Below are 14947 nucleotides of genomic sequence, written 5' to 3' on the forward strand. Positions count from 1 at the left end.
GGGAGAAGGATTGATAATGAATAACAAGGCAAAGGCAGTAATTACTTTAGTAGCGGCAACATCACTTTCATCTATGGCAGGTATGACTAGCCATGCAAAGGCGAGAGTATATGACACAAATTTAGATGATATGAAGTTTGGTGTAGTGGCAACAGCAACACCTGCAAATGCAACACCAGCTACAGATGATACAAAGAAGGCAGAGATAGCAAACACTGCAACAGCTCAGGTAGAGGCTCCAAAGACAACTGAGGTAAAGGTAGAAGTAAAGAAAGAGGAAGTTGGTCCTGATAAGGCAGCTCAGCAAAAGGCAGAGGCAGAGGCCGCAGCAAAGAAGGCAGCTGAAGAAGCCGCAGCAAAGAAAGCCGCTGACGAGGCCGCAGCAAAGGAAGCTGCAGCAGAGAAGGCAGAGAAAGCAGCTGAGAAGCAGAGCGTGGCAGCAAGCAGTGCAAGACAGGCTGTAGCTAATCTCGCTATTTCACTTGCAGGAAGAACAAGATATGTTTATGGCGGTACAAATCCAGCTACAGGTGTGGATTGCTCAGGCTTTTCACAGTATGTTTTGAGAAGGGCAGCAGGTGTTTCTGTCAGCAGAACATCTTCAGAGCAGTCAACTCAGGGTAGAACAGTTGGAATTAATGAGGCTCAGCCAGGTGACCTTGTATTCTATGCAAAGGGCGGAAGAATCAACCATGTTGCTGTATATATTGGTGGCGGTAAGGTTGTATCTGCATCTTCACCAAGATCAGGTGTAAAAATCGTTGCTTGGAACTACAGAAATCCAGTAAAGATTAAGAATGTAATGGGCTAATGCAATAATCAATCAGTCAATAAGACAAGTTCTCTGTGGACTTGTCTTATTTTTTGTTGTATTATTTAGTTGAGTAAAATGCAGATGGAGGTTAAGAGATGAAATATGTATTTGCATCGGATATCCATGGCTCAGCGTACTATACAAAGGCCTTGTTGGAAAAATTTAATGAGAGCAAAGCAGAAAAATTGATTTTGTTGGGGGACCTACTCTACCACGGACCAAGAAATGATTTGCCAAAAGATTATGCACCCAAGGAAGTCATTGCAATGCTCAACCCATTAAAGGATAAAATCTATGCTGTGAGGGGAAATTGTGAGGCGGAAGTGGATCAAATGGTATTAGATTTTCCAGTAATGGCAACATATGCACTCTTGGTGCTCAATGGAGTGACTTTTTATGCCACCCATGGTCATATCTACAATCCAGAGAATTTACCTCCAATCAACCCAGGAGAGGCTTTGATCTATGGACATGTACATCTTCCAATTGCAGAGAAGAGAGGAGATATCTATATTTTAAATCCAGGATCGACCTCAATTCCAAAGGGAGGAAATCCACCTTCCTATGCTGTGCTAGAGGACAAACATTTTCAAATTCTGACATTTGATGGTCAGGTCATAAAGGAGATTGATTTTGAGTAAAGTATATGAATTGTATGCCCCTTGCCACTTTGGTATGGAGGCGGTATTAAAGAGAGAGATTATTGATATCGGCTATGAAATCAGCCGAGTGGAAGATGGTCGAGTGTACTTTATGGGCGATGATGAGGCCATTGCACGCTGTAATCTTTGGCTGAGAACGACGGAACGTGTGATGATTAAGATTGCACAATTTCGAGCAACAACCTATGAAGAACTCTTTCAGGGAACAAGAGCTATTCGCTGGCAGGATTATATCCCTCAAAATGGTAAATTTTGGGTGACGAAGGCAACATCGATTTCATCAAAGCTTTTTTCCCCATCCGACATTCAGTCTGTGATGAAAAAGGCAATGGTAGAAAAATTAAAGACAGTTTATCGCACCGATTGGTTTCCTGAGGATGGAGCGTCCTATCCACTGCGTGTCACCATCAATAAGGATATTGTGACCATTGGTCTTGACACGACAGGAGATTCCTTACACAAGAGAGGCTATCGAACGAATACAGTAAAGGCACCGATTACAGAGACTTTGGCCGCAGCTTTAATTATGTTGACCCCTTGGAATGGGGAGAGAATCTTAGTAGATCCATTTTGTGGAAGCGGAACATTTGCCATCGAGGCAGCGATGATCGCTGCAAATATGGCTCCGGGCTTGAATCGTGAATTTTTGTCACAGACCTGGGAAAATATTGTGTCAAAAAAGTGTTGGTATGATGCCATTGATGAGGCCAATGAATTGGTTGATCTCGAGGTCGATACGGATATTCAGGGATATGACATTGATGCATTTGCTGTAAAGGCAGCAAGAGCAAATGCAGAGAATGCAGGAGTGGAAAATTTAATTCATTTCCAAGAACGAAGTGTGGATAAGCTCTCTCATCCAAAAAAATACGGATTTATTATTACGAATCCGCCATATGGTGAGAGACTAGAAGAAAAGGAAAATCTTCCTGCAATTTATCAAAGTCTGGGCAAAAGGTTTAAAGCACTGGATGATTGGTCAATGTATTTGATTACAGCTTGGGAAGACACAGAAAAGGCGATTGGACGAAAGGCAGACAAAAATAGAAAGATTTATAATGGAATGATGAAGACCTATTTTTATCAATTTTTAGGTCCAAAGCCGCCAAAGAGAGGATAGTTTATGCAATTGACATTGGCAACAAAAAATGCAGGGAAGGTTCGAGAAATTAAAAAGATTTTGCCAGAGTTTGATATTCAAACGATGACGGAAGCGGGTATAGAACTGGATATCGAAGAAAATGGTGAGACATTTGAAGAAAATGCATTGATTAAGGCTAGAGCCATCTGGAAGGTCTGTGGTGGTCTTGTGATCGCAGATGACTCAGGTCTTGAGATCGACTATCTTGGTGGGCAACCTGGGGTTCACTCTTCAAGATTTATGGGAGAGGATACCGATTATATGATAAAAAATAGAGAGTTGATCCATCGCCTAGAGAAAGCAAAAGAGGGAGAGCGCAAGGCACGCTTTGTTGCAGTAATTGCTTGTATTCTCCCTGATGGGAGGGAATTTACTACTCGTGGAACGATGGAGGGGGAAATTGCAATGGAGCCTTCGGGCACAGAGGGCTTTGGCTATGATCCCATTCTCTATCTCCCAGATTATGGATGTACAAGTGCACAAATTAGTTTGGAAGAGAAAAATAAGATTAGTCATCGAGGAAAAGCATTGAAGAAAATGAGAGAGAGATTAAATAGGGAGGGCGTAGTGTGAAGATATTAATTGTAAGTGATTCGCACAGAAAAGATGAAAATTTATTGCAGGTCATAGAGAGAGAGTCCCCATTAGATATGTTTATTCATTTGGGCGATATTGAAGATGATAGGAGTATGTATGCCTTTGAGGCGGCTGTGGGAAAAGATTGTGAAGTCCATATGGTACTTGGCAATAATGATTTCTTTCTTGACCTAGAGAGAGAAGAGGAGATTATGATTGGCAAGTACAAGGCTCTCATTACCCATGGACATATGTATGGTGTGAGTTTGGGGGCTGACCGACTCTATGATGAGGCCAAGGCTAGAGGGGTAGATATTGCGATGTTTGGGCACACCCATCGCCCATATGTGGATGAGGATGATATTACCCTATTAAATCCAGGCAGCATATCTTTTCCTCGCCAAGAGGGACACAGACCTTCCTATTTGATTATGACGATTGATGATGAGACACAGAAGGCAAGTTATGAGATTAAATATCTGTGAATGCAAAGCGATGGATTGGAGGAATTTTGGGAGCATTTTAAAAAAATAAAATTTTTTTTCAAAAAGCGTTGACAATACTAGTGGGTTAGACTATAATGATTCTTGTCCTTGAGGGACAGAAAACGAGCAAGGAACGAGCGATGTTTTCTAACTCACAAGTATCGGGGTGTGGCTCAGTTTGGCTAGAGTACCTGGTTTGGGACCAGGGGGTCGCAGGTTCGAATCCTGTCACCCCGATTTATTTTTTATTGTGAGTCTGTAGCTCAGTTGGATAGAGCATCGGCCTTCTAAGCCGAGGGTCGGGGGTTCGAATCCCTCCAGGCTCATATTTTGCAGGTGTGGTTCAATGGTAGAACATCAGCCTTCCAAGCTGAATACGTGGGTTCGATTCCCATCACCTGCTCTGAAGAAACCTAAGAGGTTTCTTTTTTTTATCACAACTAAAAAAACAAGTTGACAGTATTGCTTTGTTATGTTAAAATCGATTTGTTGAGTTGTAAAAAACAATGATATGGTGGGTATAGCGCAGTTGGTTAGCGCGCCAGATTGTGGCTCTGGAGGCCATGGGTTCGAATCCCATTATCCACCCTGGACTTCTAATCCATGTTAGGAGTCTTTTTTATAGCGTTGGGTCATCGCCAAGCGGTAAGGCACAGGACTTTGACTCCTGCATTCGCTGGTTCAAATCCAGCTGGCCCAGTGATGAAAAGAGAGGAAAGTGCATTCACTTTCTTCTTTTTTTATTGATTTTTTCAAGATGTAAAAAATGAGTAAAAAGAGAGGAAGAGAAAAATGATTTATTTAGATAATGCGGCGACAACATTATATAAGCCACAGGAGGTAATAGATGCGGTAGTCAATGCTATGCAGCATATGGGCAATTCTTCGAGGGGAACCCATAGTCAGGCGCTGGAGGCTGCGGGAACAGTGTATCACGCTCGTGTGAAGGTGGCTCAGGAATTTCATTGTGAAGAGGAGAAAGTGATTTTTACACCAAACTCCACAGAAGCATTGAATATGGCCATTCTTGGAAGCTTGCATAGGGGAGATCATGTGATTACGACAGATCTTGAGCACAATTCTGTCCTTCGTCCACTGCATCATTTAGAGCAGATGGGCATCATTACACTTTCTTTTGTTCGAGCAGACAAGAAGGGAAGAATTTGCTATGATGACTTTGAAAAATTGTATCAAGAAAATACAAGAGCTATCGTTTGTACCCATGGATCAAATTTGACAGGAAATTTGATTGACCTTTCAAGGGTTGGTGAATTTGCGAGGTCACATCAACTTCTCTTTATTGTTGATGCATCACAGACAGCAGGGGTTTTGGATATCGACATGGAAAAATGGGGAATTGATCTGTTGTGTTTTACAGGGCATAAATCTTTGATGGGGCCACAGGGAACGGGAGGACTATGTATTCGTGGAGATATTGAAGTTGCACCATTAAAATTTGGTGGCACAGGAATTGAATCCTATAATCAAAATCAACCCGATCGCTATCCAGCACATCTTGAGGCAGGAACGCTCAATGGACATGGGATTGCGGGGCTGTTGGCAGCCATTGAATATATTGAAAAAATAGGAAAAGATGTGATTTATCAACATGAGATTGAACTGGCTAGAGCTTTTTATGAGGGAGTGACAAAAATAAAGGGTGTCACTGTACTGGGAGATTTTTCAACTTGGGATCGAGCACCAGTGGTCGCATTAAATGTTGAGGGCTACGAGTCGGGTGAGGTATCCGATTACTTGGCACAGGAGTATACTATTGCGACAAGACCAGGAGCACATTGTGCCCCAAGGATGCACGAAGCACTGGGAACGGTCGAAACAGGTGCCGTTCGCTTTAGCTTTTCTTGGCACAACACAATGGAAGAAGTAGAGATAGCCATAGGGGCAATCAGGGCATTTGTCGAGCAATGATAGAAAAGTAAAGTATACAAAATGGAATAAAAAATAAAAGGGGAGCTTTCAAGAAAAACTTGAAAACTCCCCTTTTTATCGTGCGGGTGACAGGACTTGAACCTGCACGGTCGCCCACATCAAGAAAAACTTGAAAACTCCCCTTTTTATCGTGCGGGTGACAGGACTTGAACCTGCACGGTCGCCCACAAGAACCTAAATCTTGCGTGTCTGCCAATTCCACCACACCCGCCTATTGACTTGAATATTTTAGCTTAAATATTATATTTTGTCAATATCTTCTTGCCTTTTTTATAAAATCTGATATAATTTCTTATTGTATTTTTATAAAGGACAGGTGTATCTGTTATAAAGACATAGGGATAAGTGGGAGGAAAAATGATGAAATGGAAAAGAGTAGTGGCAGTGTTCTCTGCTGCAGCACTGCTGGTGACATCTTTGAGTGGTTGCTTGAGTACAGATCCAACCAAGAAAAAGATTATTCGCATTGGCGTGTTTGAGCCATTAACAGGAGAAAATGGTGGTGGTGGCTTCCAAGAAGTTTTGGGTATGCGCTATGCCAATAAGATGTATCCGACAGTGACGATTCAGGGCGAAGAATACAAGGTTGAGCTCGATGAGGTGGACAACAAGTCAGATAAGACAGAGGCGATCACAGCAGCTCAAAGATTGGTCAGTGATTGGTGTATCGTAGTATTAGGAAGTTATGGATCGGGTGTTTCGATTGCGGCAGGGCAAATTTTTGCAGATGCCCATATTCCAGCCATTGGTGCGTCTTGTACAAATCCACAGGTAACCTTGGGCAATGATTATTATTTTAGAATTGCCTATCTTGATCCTTTTCAGGGAACCATTATGGCTAATTATGCAAAGCAAAGTGGAGCAAAGCGAGCTGCGGTGATCACACAGCTTGGAGACGACTATTCTTCGGGTTTGGGTTCTTATTTTGTACAAGCCTTTCAGGGCGATGGCGTAGAAGTCGTGCGTCAGGAGCAATTCCAGACCAATCAATCAGATTTTAAGGCAATTTTAACCAATATTAAGGCACAAAAGCCAGACTTTATTTTTGCTCCATCGTCGATTACGACAGCACCGCTCATTATTAAACAGGCAAGAGAGCTAGGAATTACAGCAGTACTTGGTGCAGGAGATACTTGGGAGAATTCGACGATTATTGAAAATGCGGGATCATCCGCAGAAGGTATTGTGTTCTCCACATTTTTTGATGAGGCGGCACCGTCCAATGAAGAGGGAAGAAAGTTTGTTCAAGGATTTAAACAATTTTTGGTAGAGAACAAGCAAGAAGATATCATCCCTGCGATGTCAGCACTTGCCTATGATTCCTATTTGGTTGCCATCAAGGCGATTGAAAAGGCCAATTCCACAGATAAAGAGGCCATTCGAGAGGCACTAAAGGGCATTACGGTTGATGGTGTGACAGGAACCATTAGCTTTGATGAAAATGGAGATGCTAAAAAAGATATGGCCTATATTAAGACAGTCAAAGATGGAAAATTTCAATTTTTGACAACAACAAAGGTAGAAAAGAAGTAGGGGGGAAAAAAGATGGTAACTTTTTTACAACAATGTCTGACAGGAATCTCCCTTGGTGGAGCCTATGCCTTAATTGCTATAGGATATACGCTGGTATATGGAATTTTGCGTTTAATTAATTTTGCACACGGCGATTTGTTTATGATGTCGGGCTATTTTATGATTTTTGCTATGGCGGCAATGCCTTGGTATTTGGCCATTCCTGTGGTTTTAATTTTGACCGTGGCTCTTGGAACAGGAATTGAAAAGGTAGCCTATAAACCGCTTCGAAATGCACCGAGGATGAGTGTGATGATTTCAGCGATTGGTGTTTCTTATTTATTACAAAATTTAGCCACCTATTTGTTTACGGCTCTGCCAAAAGGTTATCCAGCCATTCCATTTTTAAAGAAGATTATTCGCTTTGGTGGACTCAGTGCTTCATTGGTGACATTTTTAACACCAATTTTGACTCTAGTGATTGTCTATATTTTAATCTTATTAATTCACCATTCAAAGATGGGAATGGCCATGCGTGCAGTGGCCAAGGACTATGAAACCGCACAGCTAATGGGAATTAAAATCAATCAGACAATTTCCTTTACTTTTGCCATTGGTTCCTTACTTGCAGGCATCGGATCGATTCTTTACTTTACAGACCGAATGACCGTGTTTCCTTATTCGGGTTCATTGCCTGGATTAAAGTGTTTTGTGGCCGCGGTTATTGGAGGGATTGGAAGTATTCCTGGTGCAGTTGTGGGTGGATTTATTTTAGGACTTGGAGAGACAGCACTTGTGGCCATGGGATATTCGACATTTTCCGATGCCTTTACCTTTGTATTGTTGATTGTGATGTTGCTTGTTCGACCAACAGGTATTTTTGGTGAAAAGACAGTGGATAAGGTGTAGGAGGAAGAAAAATGAAACGAAGAAATCAAATACTCAATCTGATTGCCCTTTTGGTTGGCATTGGATTGATTACATTTTTGCAGGTCAATCACACACCATTGACCTATCATATTTCTATTTTAGAGCGAGCGGCAATTTATGGTATTGTTGCGGTTTCTATGAATTTATTGACAGGATTTACTGGGCTATTTTCTCTTGGTCAGGCAGGGTTTATGGCCATTGGAGCCTATGTGACGGCAATGTTGACCATTCCAGTGAGCCGGCGTGCGATGGTCTACTATGTCGATGGTATTTCTCCAGTGATTGCAGGGGTTCATCTACCTTATTGGATGGCTTTGATCGTGGGCGGATGCATTGCAGCGGCTGTTGCGGCATTAATTGGTATTCCCGTGCTCAGATTAAAGAGTGATTACTTGGCGATTGCCACCCTTGGCTTTTCAGAGATTATTCGTGCAATTATCTCTGCACCACAGCTAAATCGCATTACCAATGGTTCTTATGGACTAAAGAATATTCCGACATTTCCAAATCTCTATGCCTTCTTTGCTATTTTTGCGATTTGTATTGCTATTATGGTGTTGCTGATTCATTCCTCCTATGGACGAGTGTTTAAGGCGATTCGTGAGGACGAGACGGCAGCACAGGCGATGGGCATTAATTTATTTAAATATAAATCCATTAGTTTTATTATCTCCTCCTTTTTTACAGGTGTGGGTGGTGGACTATTGGCAATGTATATGCGATCCATTGATTCAAAGACCTTTCAGATTTCATTGACCTATGACATCTTATTGATTGTTGTCTTGGGTGGAATTGGAAGTATTACAGGAAGTGTGCTGGGGGCATTGATTATAATGGCGAGCAGAGAGTGGTTGAGATTTTTTGATGCACCACTGGCTATTGCAGGGATCAATATTCCACTGTTTCGAACAGGATTTCGAATGGTTATCTTTTCGATTTTGTTGATGGTGGTTGTACTCTTTTACAATCGAGGAATTATGGGAAGTCATGAATTTTCATGGAATGGACTGATTGGACTTTTCAAGGGAAGGAGGAAAAAGAAAAATGGGTAATCTCTTAAAAATGGATCATATCACCATGCAATTTGGCGGTGTGGTTGCGGTCAATGATTTAAATTTGGAAGTCAATCAAGGAGAGATTGTGGCTTTAATTGGACCAAATGGTGCAGGAAAGACAACGGCATTTAATTGTGTGACGGGCATCTATGAACCGACCAATGGTCGAATTATATTTGAAGGAAGAGAAGTATTGGCTAGTTGTCCAAGGGGAAAAATGAAAAAATTGTACAGTGGAGATTATCCAGCAATGGACATCAAGCCACTTGTTCCCACACCAGATAAGCTCACAGAAATTGGAATTGCGAGAACTTTTCAAAATATCCGCCTCTTTCATCAATTGAGTGTATTTGAAAATGTTTTGATTGCCAAGCATATGAGAGCTAAGCAAAATGTATTTTCTGCCATTTTTCGCCTAAATCATAGGGAAGAAGAAAGAATGAGAAGGGAAGCAGAAGAATTGCTAAAGATGCAGGGACTTTGGGCGTACAAAGACGATATTGCTTCCAGTCTTCCCTATGGTTTGCAGAGGAGATTAGAGATTGCAAGAGCACTGGCAACACAGCCGAAGTTATTGCTCTTAGATGAACCTGCTGCGGGAATGAACCCACAGGAGACAGAGGATTTAACTGCATTTATTCAAAAGATCAGAGATGAATATCATTTGACCATCTTTATGATTGAGCATCATATGGATTTGGTGATGGAAATTTCTGATCACATCTATGTATTGGACTTTGGGCGCTTGATTGCCAAGGGAACACCAGAGGAAATTCAAAGTAATGAAAAGGTCATTGAGGCCTATTTGGGGGTGGCAGAAGATGCTTAGAGTGGAAAATTTAAAAGTCAATTATGGTGGAATTGAGGCAGTAAAAGATGTGTCCTTTGTTGTGCCAGAAAAATCCATTGTGACTTTAATCGGTGCCAATGGTGCTGGAAAGTCAACGACCTTGCGGTGCATTTCTGGTCTAAAAAAGCAGACCTCAGGAAAAATTATTTTTGAAGGCGAAGATATCGCAAGGCTAGATACCACACAGAGAATGAAAAAGGGCATTGTCCTTGTGCCAGAGGGACGACATGTCTTTCCTGATATGACGGTCTTAGAAAATATTAAGATTGGTGCCTACCTTCGAAAGGATGACTTGAGTGCGGACATTGAGCGTGTGTACAAGCTCTTTCCAAGGCTCAAGGAGCGTCACTGGCAATATGCGGGTACACTCTCTGGCGGTGAACAGCAGATGCTTGCCCTAGCTAGGGCATTGATGAGCCATCCAAAATTGATTATGATGGATGAACCATCGCTTGGACTAGCACCACTGGTGGTCAAGGGGATTTTTGATATTATTCGAGAGATCAATAGGGAGGGCATGACCGTACTTCTCATTGAGCAAAATGCAAACATGGCTCTGCGTGCAGCGGACAGAGCGTATGTATTGGAGACTGGAAAGGTCACAATGCAGGGCACGGGGGAAGAATTGTTGGCCGATGAGTCCATTAAGGCAGCTTATCTTGGAAAAAATAGCAATAAGAAATTTGTGAATTAGATCAATATAGGAAAGATGTAAAAAGGCAGGACTTTTTACATCTTTTTGACTTTCTATGTTATGATTTACGAGTTAGGTAGTATGTGATACAATAAAAAAATAGGAGGTAGAAAAATGGGAACAATAGCTATTGTGGTAATATTGGTGATTATTGTTGCAGTTGCAGGGGCAAGTACCTACAAAAAGGCGACGAAGGGAGGAGGATGTTGTGGAGAACATGAGAGTGCACCTAAGAGAATTAAGGTGAACGATCATGACAAGAGCCACTATCCATATGAAGCAGAATTAGTCATTGATGGAATGACTTGTGGAAATTGTGCTCGCAGAGTGGAGAATGCACTCAATGCACTGGATGGAACTTGGGCAGAGGTTGACCTTGGAGAGAAGAAGGCAAAAGTTCTCCTAAAGAACAAGCCAGACATCAATGCGATGGCCAAGGCTGTTGCTGATGAAGGATATACGGTATTAAAGAATCGATCAAAGTTTTAGAATAAAGTTTGGAGAAATCGGATGAAGAAAAGATGGAATGTTGCCATGGGGGTATGCTTTGTGGCGATGGGCATGGTCTTATCGGGCTGTACAGCAAAGGCAGATAAGACAGATCGTCAAGCTGTGACATCGAGTGTAGTGGCACAGAGTGAAAATAGTGCAAGTGAGGTTGCTAGCAGTGAGGTCACTTCAGCCGTTGCTGATCAAAATAAAGTGACTACAGAAAAAGTGAGAGTTGGGGCACTCAAAGGGCCAACATCACTTGGCATGCTCAAAATGATGGAGGATGACAGTGCAAAGGATGTAAACTATGCGTTTCAGGTAGCAGGCTCCCCTGATGAGATTGCACCAAAGCTTGTGAGTGGGGATGTCGATATTATCGCAGCACCTGTCAATATGGGATCGGTGCTCTACAATAAGACACAGGGCAAAGTTCGTATGTTGGCCATCAACACACTCGGTGTTCTCTACATTGGAGAAAAGGGAGAAAGTGACATAAAGAGCATTGCTGATTTAAAGGGAAAGACCATTTATGCGACAGGAAAGGGTGCATCTCCAGAGTATGTGCTCAATTATTTGCTACAAAAGAATGGGTTAGATATGACAAGGGATGTCACCATTGAATGGAAAAATGAGGCGACAGAGGTTCTTGCGGCGGCAAAGACACAGGACAAGGCCATTGTTCTTTTGCCACAGCCCTATATGACTGCAGCACAGACACAGATTGAGGGCTTAAATGTTGCTTTTGATCTGACCAAGGAGTGGGATAAGAGAGGAAATGGCAGTAAATTAATTACAGCAGGTATCTTTACCACACAAAAATATATTGATGAGCATCCAGATCAGGTCAAGGAATTTTTAGAGAAGTATAAGGCATCTGCACAGTGGGTCAATGAAAATGTCGACCAGGCGGCAGCACTTGCACAAAAATATGATATTATCAAGGAAGGCATTGCAAAGAAGGCCATCCCATATTGCAATATCACTTACATTGACGGTGATGAAATGAAGAAGGATGCACAGGGATATCTTTCTATTCTTGCCGATGCCAACAAAGAGGCTGTGGGTGGAAATCTGCCAGCAGATGATTTTTACTATGTACAAAAATAAGAAGAATCATTGGAAATACAAGTTTGCAGCAGTGCTTTTGGCACTGCTGTTTTGGCAATTATTGACACTGTGGGTTGGAGAGCAACTACTTTTACCCTCTCCACTTCGGGTAATTGAGCGACTCAGTGTCCTGACCAAAGAGAGAGAATTTTTCTCTACCATTTTCTATTCGACCAGAAGAATTTTGCTTGGGATGGTATTGGGCATATTTTTTTCGGGAATACTCGGGGCATTGGCAGGAAAGTATGAGGTCTTGGAGACGATTTTTTATCCCTATGTGTTGGCAATGAAATCCGTTCCTGTAGCTTCCTTTATTATTTTGGCTCTTGTTTGGGTGTCAAGTAAGAAGTTATCGAGTTTCATTTCATTTTTAATGATTTTTCCCATTGTCTATGAAAATGTTTTGCAGGGGATTCGATCTGTTGATCAAAAGATGCTTCAAATGTGTGATGTCTTTGAGATTTTTGGTTGGAAAAGAATCCGATATCTCTATATTCCTAATTTGAGACCATTTATTTTGTCTGCACTGTCTTCGGGCATTGGTGTCGCTTGGAAGGCAGGGATTGCCGCAGAGGTCATTGGAATTCCTGACGGATCCATTGGAAATAAGCTCTACCGAGCAAAGATTTATTTTGAGACTGCGGATCTTTTTGCGTGGACATTGGTGATTGTTCTTTTGAGTGTTTGCATAGAAAAATTGTTTGTACTTATGTTGAGAAAAATATTGTAGGGAAGAGATGATACAATTAGAGCATATAAAAAAGACTTATGGTGAAAGCGTCATTTTTCGTGATTTTTCACTGGAAATTCAAGATGGAGAGTGGATTGAGCTGTGTGGAAATTCAGGGGTGGGAAAGACGACACTTTTGCAGATGATGATGGGCTTTGTTTGCCAAGATCAGGGGAGAATTCTTGGCGTGCCAAAGAAAATTAGTGCCGTCTTTCAGGAAAATCGCCTCTTTGAAACTTTTAGTGTAAGGAAAAATTTGTGGCTTGCTAGTCCAAAAGAGAGTGAAAAAAAGCGATTGGAGATATTGAAAGCCATGGAGCTTTTTACATACGCCGATCAAAATGTGGAGACATTGAGCGGTGGTCAAAGGCGTCGAGTGGCGATTGCCATGATGCTTGCAAGAAACGCCGATTTGTATGTATTGGATGAGGCATTTCAGGGATTAGATGATGAGATAAAAGAAAAGGTAATGCAGACCGTCAAGGAGAGTTTGACAGGAAAAACAGCAATATTTGTGACCCATAGTGAGAGTGAGAGAGTATTTTTTGGCGGAAGAAAAGTAGAATTGCTATTGACAGGAAACACATAACCCTGTATGATGCTTGTATCAGATACAAGTACAAGTTATGTGGAGGAGAGAACAATGATTAATATAGGGACCATGAGGGCAAGAAGAAGTGTGAGAACTTTTACTGAAGAAAGTGTTGCTTCAGAGTTAATTGAGAAGTTGAGCGCTTATATGAAAGAACTTGACAATCCATTTCACATTCCAATAGAGTTTCAAATCTTAGATGCTAAGGAGCACAAGGTGAGTAGTCCTGTTCTTGTGGGAGCACAGACTTATATTGTAGGAAAATATCAAAGACAGCCAAATGCAGAATTGGCATTTGGATATGAATTTGAAAAGTTAATGCTCTGTGCAGTATCTCTTGGATTGGGGACAGTGTGGATTGCTGGTACAATGGATAGAAAGGCATTTGAAAGGGCAATAGAAGTAAAGGACGGTGAAGTTATGCCAGCCATCACGCCAATCGGCTATGCAGCAAACAAAAAGTCTATAAGAGAGGGAATGATGCGAAAGGCTATTAAGGCAGATGAGCGCATAGACTTTGAAAAACTTTTCTTTGATCGAAATTTTGAGCATCCACTTAAGGAGGCGGATGCTGGAAGGTTTCTGCTGCCACTTCAAATGGTGAGATGGGCACCTTCTGCAACAAACAAACAGCCTTGGAGATTGGTTGTTGATGGCAATCGCATTCATTTTTATGAGGAAAAGACAAAGGGCTACGATAGGGAAGAGATTGGAGATGTACAGAAGATAGATTTGGGAATTGCAATGGCACATTTTGAGATTGCAGCCAATGAGACAGGACAAAAAGGAAGATTTGTGCAGGCAAATCCGAAACTTATGTTGCCAGAGAATACAGAGTATATCACGACTTTTGAAATAATGCTACCGCAATCCCACTAGCTTTAGATGGTGGGTTAAGGTAGCAAAAAATAGATATTTGTGATACAATAACTAGCGTTATGGGAGTATGGAAATCAAAGAATAGACACAAATATTTATTACAGTATCATATTATTTTTTGTATGTATGTATAGAAAAAAGCTTTTAGTATCAAAAGAAATATAAGATTATATAAAACAATTTTCTTATGAGATATGCACAAAGAGTAATATAATCATAAATATATGGAAACAGACAAAGACCATATACACTATATGATAGAAACTGAGCCTACAATATCCATAAGTAAAGTGGTTAATCTAATTAAGAGCTATACAACATATCATATATGGAAAAAGCATACAGAATATCTTAAGAATTATTTTTGGAAAGAACATACATTTTGGACGGATGGATATTTTGCTTGTAGCGTAGGCAATGTTTCTGAAGAAATGTTAAAGCAATATATAGAAAATCAAGGGTAGAAAGGCGGGTAAGC

16 protein-coding genes, 6 tRNA genes and 1 pseudogene are annotated in these 14947 nt (G+C 41.3%); 22 read left to right on the forward strand and 1 reads right to left on the reverse strand.

Annotated elements, in window-relative coordinates; genetic code table 11:
* Positions 1 to 16 precede the first annotated feature (16 nt).
* The 11 genes from J5A74_04770 to J5A74_04820 all read left to right on the forward strand — a co-directional run bounded on the left by J5A74_04770 (position 17) and on the right by J5A74_04820 (position 5607).
* A complete protein-coding gene (locus J5A74_04770) occupies positions 17 to 811 on the forward strand; it encodes a C40 family peptidase (protein QUI96618.1) in 795 nt (264 codons plus the stop codon).
* Positions 812 to 909: 98 nt separating this feature from the next.
* Entirely contained in the window at positions 910 to 1455 is a 546-nt protein-coding gene (yfcE, locus tag J5A74_04775) for a phosphodiesterase (GenBank protein QUI96619.1), read from the forward strand.
* Positions 1456 to 1489: 34 nt separating this feature from the next.
* Entirely contained in the window at positions 1490 to 2596 is a 1107-nt protein-coding gene (locus J5A74_04780) for a class I SAM-dependent RNA methyltransferase (GenBank protein ID QUI96824.1), read from the forward strand.
* A gap of 3 nt (positions 2597 to 2599) precedes the next feature.
* Complete coding sequence (rdgB, locus tag J5A74_04785) at positions 2600 to 3190, forward strand: RdgB/HAM1 family non-canonical purine NTP pyrophosphatase (GenBank protein ID QUI96620.1); 591 nt, start codon at positions 2600 to 2602, stop codon at positions 3188 to 3190.
* Positions 3187 to 3678 carry a metallophosphoesterase gene (locus tag J5A74_04790; protein ID QUI96621.1) on the forward strand — a complete coding sequence of 164 codons (492 nt, stop codon included), beginning with the start codon at positions 3187 to 3189 and terminating at the stop codon, positions 3676 to 3678. The genes rdgB and J5A74_04790 overlap by 4 nt, the downstream gene beginning before the upstream one ends.
* 162 nt (positions 3679 to 3840) lie before the next feature.
* Positions 3841 to 3915: transfer RNA gene (locus J5A74_04795), tRNA-Pro, on the forward strand.
* Positions 3916 to 3930: 15 nt separating this feature from the next.
* Positions 3931 to 4004 (forward strand) — tRNA-Arg (locus J5A74_04800).
* Positions 4005 to 4010: 6 nt separating this feature from the next.
* A tRNA-Gly gene (locus tag J5A74_04805) sits at positions 4011 to 4081 on the forward strand.
* A 111-nt stretch (positions 4082 to 4192) separates the two neighbouring features.
* Positions 4193 to 4266 (forward strand) — tRNA-His (locus tag J5A74_04810).
* 40 nt (positions 4267 to 4306) lie between these two features.
* Positions 4307 to 4378 (forward strand) — tRNA-Gln (locus J5A74_04815).
* 92 nt (positions 4379 to 4470) lie between these two features.
* Positions 4471 to 5607, forward strand: coding sequence for an aminotransferase class V-fold PLP-dependent enzyme (locus J5A74_04820; GenBank protein QUI96622.1), 1137 nt, complete (start codon positions 4471 to 4473; stop codon positions 5605 to 5607).
* 152 nt (positions 5608 to 5759) lie between these two features.
* Here J5A74_04820 and J5A74_04825 read toward each other — a convergent pair.
* A tRNA-Leu gene (locus tag J5A74_04825) sits at positions 5760 to 5839 on the reverse strand.
* 149 nt (positions 5840 to 5988) lie between these two features.
* On the opposite strand from J5A74_04825, the gene J5A74_04830 reads away from it, so the two are divergent.
* From J5A74_04830 to tnpA, 11 genes and pseudogenes are all read left to right on the forward strand, one after another.
* Complete coding sequence (locus J5A74_04830) at positions 5989 to 7161, forward strand: ABC transporter substrate-binding protein (protein QUI96825.1); 1173 nt, start codon at positions 5989 to 5991, stop codon at positions 7159 to 7161.
* A gap of 12 nt (positions 7162 to 7173) precedes the next feature.
* Positions 7174 to 8049: a branched-chain amino acid ABC transporter permease gene (locus J5A74_04835; protein ID QUI96623.1), complete on the forward strand. Its 876-nt coding sequence runs from the start codon at positions 7174 to 7176 to the stop codon at positions 8047 to 8049.
* Between the two features lie 11 nt (positions 8050 to 8060).
* Positions 8061 to 9122: a branched-chain amino acid ABC transporter permease gene (locus J5A74_04840; protein QUI96624.1), complete on the forward strand. Its 1062-nt coding sequence runs from the start codon at positions 8061 to 8063 to the stop codon at positions 9120 to 9122.
* Positions 9115 to 9954 (forward strand): ABC transporter ATP-binding protein, encoded by an 840-nt coding sequence (locus tag J5A74_04845; protein QUI96625.1) that lies wholly within the window; start codon positions 9115 to 9117, stop codon positions 9952 to 9954. Before J5A74_04840 ends, J5A74_04845 begins: the two co-directional genes overlap by 8 nt.
* Positions 9947 to 10669, forward strand: coding sequence for an ABC transporter ATP-binding protein (locus tag J5A74_04850; protein QUI96626.1), 723 nt, complete (start codon positions 9947 to 9949; stop codon positions 10667 to 10669). The genes J5A74_04845 and J5A74_04850 overlap by 8 nt, the downstream gene beginning before the upstream one ends.
* 114 nt (positions 10670 to 10783) lie before the next feature.
* Positions 10784 to 11158, forward strand: coding sequence for a heavy-metal-associated domain-containing protein (locus tag J5A74_04855; protein QUI96627.1), 375 nt, complete (start codon positions 10784 to 10786; stop codon positions 11156 to 11158).
* A 21-nt stretch (positions 11159 to 11179) separates the two neighbouring features.
* The gene (locus J5A74_04860; GenBank protein QUI96628.1) at positions 11180 to 12268 is read left to right on the forward strand and encodes an ABC transporter substrate-binding protein; all 1089 of its coding nucleotides are present in this window, start codon (positions 11180 to 11182) and stop codon (positions 12266 to 12268) included.
* Positions 12255 to 12998, forward strand: coding sequence for an ABC transporter permease subunit (locus J5A74_04865; protein QUI96629.1), 744 nt, complete (start codon positions 12255 to 12257; stop codon positions 12996 to 12998). The genes J5A74_04860 and J5A74_04865 overlap by 14 nt, the downstream gene beginning before the upstream one ends.
* 7 nt (positions 12999 to 13005) lie before the next feature.
* On the forward strand, positions 13006 to 13587 hold the full coding sequence (locus tag J5A74_04870) for an ATP-binding cassette domain-containing protein (protein QUI96630.1): 582 nt from the start codon (positions 13006 to 13008) through the stop codon (positions 13585 to 13587).
* Positions 13588 to 13644: 57 nt separating this feature from the next.
* The gene (locus tag J5A74_04875; GenBank protein QUI96826.1) at positions 13645 to 14469 is read left to right on the forward strand and encodes a nitroreductase; all 825 of its coding nucleotides are present in this window, start codon (positions 13645 to 13647) and stop codon (positions 14467 to 14469) included.
* Between the two features lie 59 nt (positions 14470 to 14528).
* A pseudogene (tnpA, locus tag J5A74_04880) lies at positions 14529 to 14933 on the forward strand (IS200/IS605 family transposase).
* Positions 14934 to 14947: the final 14 nt, after the last annotated feature.

The organism is Lachnospiraceae bacterium oral taxon 096, assembly GCA_018141845.1.
Lineage (GTDB): Bacteria > Bacillota > Clostridia > Lachnospirales > Lachnospiraceae > F0428.

Excerpts from the sequence above, each read along its gene's own strand:
- J5A74_04770 (QUI96618.1), top strand. The coding sequence starts at position 17 with ATGAATAACAAGGCAAAGGCAGTAATTACTTTAGTAGCGGCAACATCA.
- yfcE (QUI96619.1), top strand. The coding sequence starts at position 910 with ATGAAATATGTATTTGCATCGGATATCCATGGCTCAGCGTACTATACA.
- J5A74_04780 (QUI96824.1), top strand. The coding sequence starts at position 1,490 with ATGGAGGCGGTATTAAAGAGAGAGATTATTGATATCGGCTATGAAATC.
- rdgB (QUI96620.1), top strand. The coding sequence starts at position 2,600 with ATGCAATTGACATTGGCAACAAAAAATGCAGGGAAGGTTCGAGAAATT.
- J5A74_04820 (QUI96622.1), top strand. The coding sequence starts at position 4,471 with ATGATTTATTTAGATAATGCGGCGACAACATTATATAAGCCACAGGAG.
- J5A74_04830 (QUI96825.1), top strand. The coding sequence starts at position 5,989 with ATGAAATGGAAAAGAGTAGTGGCAGTGTTCTCTGCTGCAGCACTGCTG.
- J5A74_04835 (QUI96623.1), top strand. The coding sequence starts at position 7,174 with ATGGTAACTTTTTTACAACAATGTCTGACAGGAATCTCCCTTGGTGGA.
- J5A74_04840 (QUI96624.1), top strand. The coding sequence starts at position 8,061 with ATGAAACGAAGAAATCAAATACTCAATCTGATTGCCCTTTTGGTTGGC.
- J5A74_04845 (QUI96625.1), top strand. The coding sequence starts at position 9,115 with ATGGGTAATCTCTTAAAAATGGATCATATCACCATGCAATTTGGCGGT.
- J5A74_04850 (QUI96626.1), top strand. The coding sequence starts at position 9,947 with ATGCTTAGAGTGGAAAATTTAAAAGTCAATTATGGTGGAATTGAGGCA.
- J5A74_04855 (QUI96627.1), top strand. The coding sequence starts at position 10,784 with ATGGGAACAATAGCTATTGTGGTAATATTGGTGATTATTGTTGCAGTT.
- J5A74_04860 (QUI96628.1), top strand. The coding sequence starts at position 11,180 with ATGAAGAAAAGATGGAATGTTGCCATGGGGGTATGCTTTGTGGCGATG.
- J5A74_04865 (QUI96629.1), top strand. The coding sequence starts at position 12,255 with ATGTACAAAAATAAGAAGAATCATTGGAAATACAAGTTTGCAGCAGTG.
- J5A74_04870 (QUI96630.1), top strand. The coding sequence starts at position 13,006 with ATGATACAATTAGAGCATATAAAAAAGACTTATGGTGAAAGCGTCATT.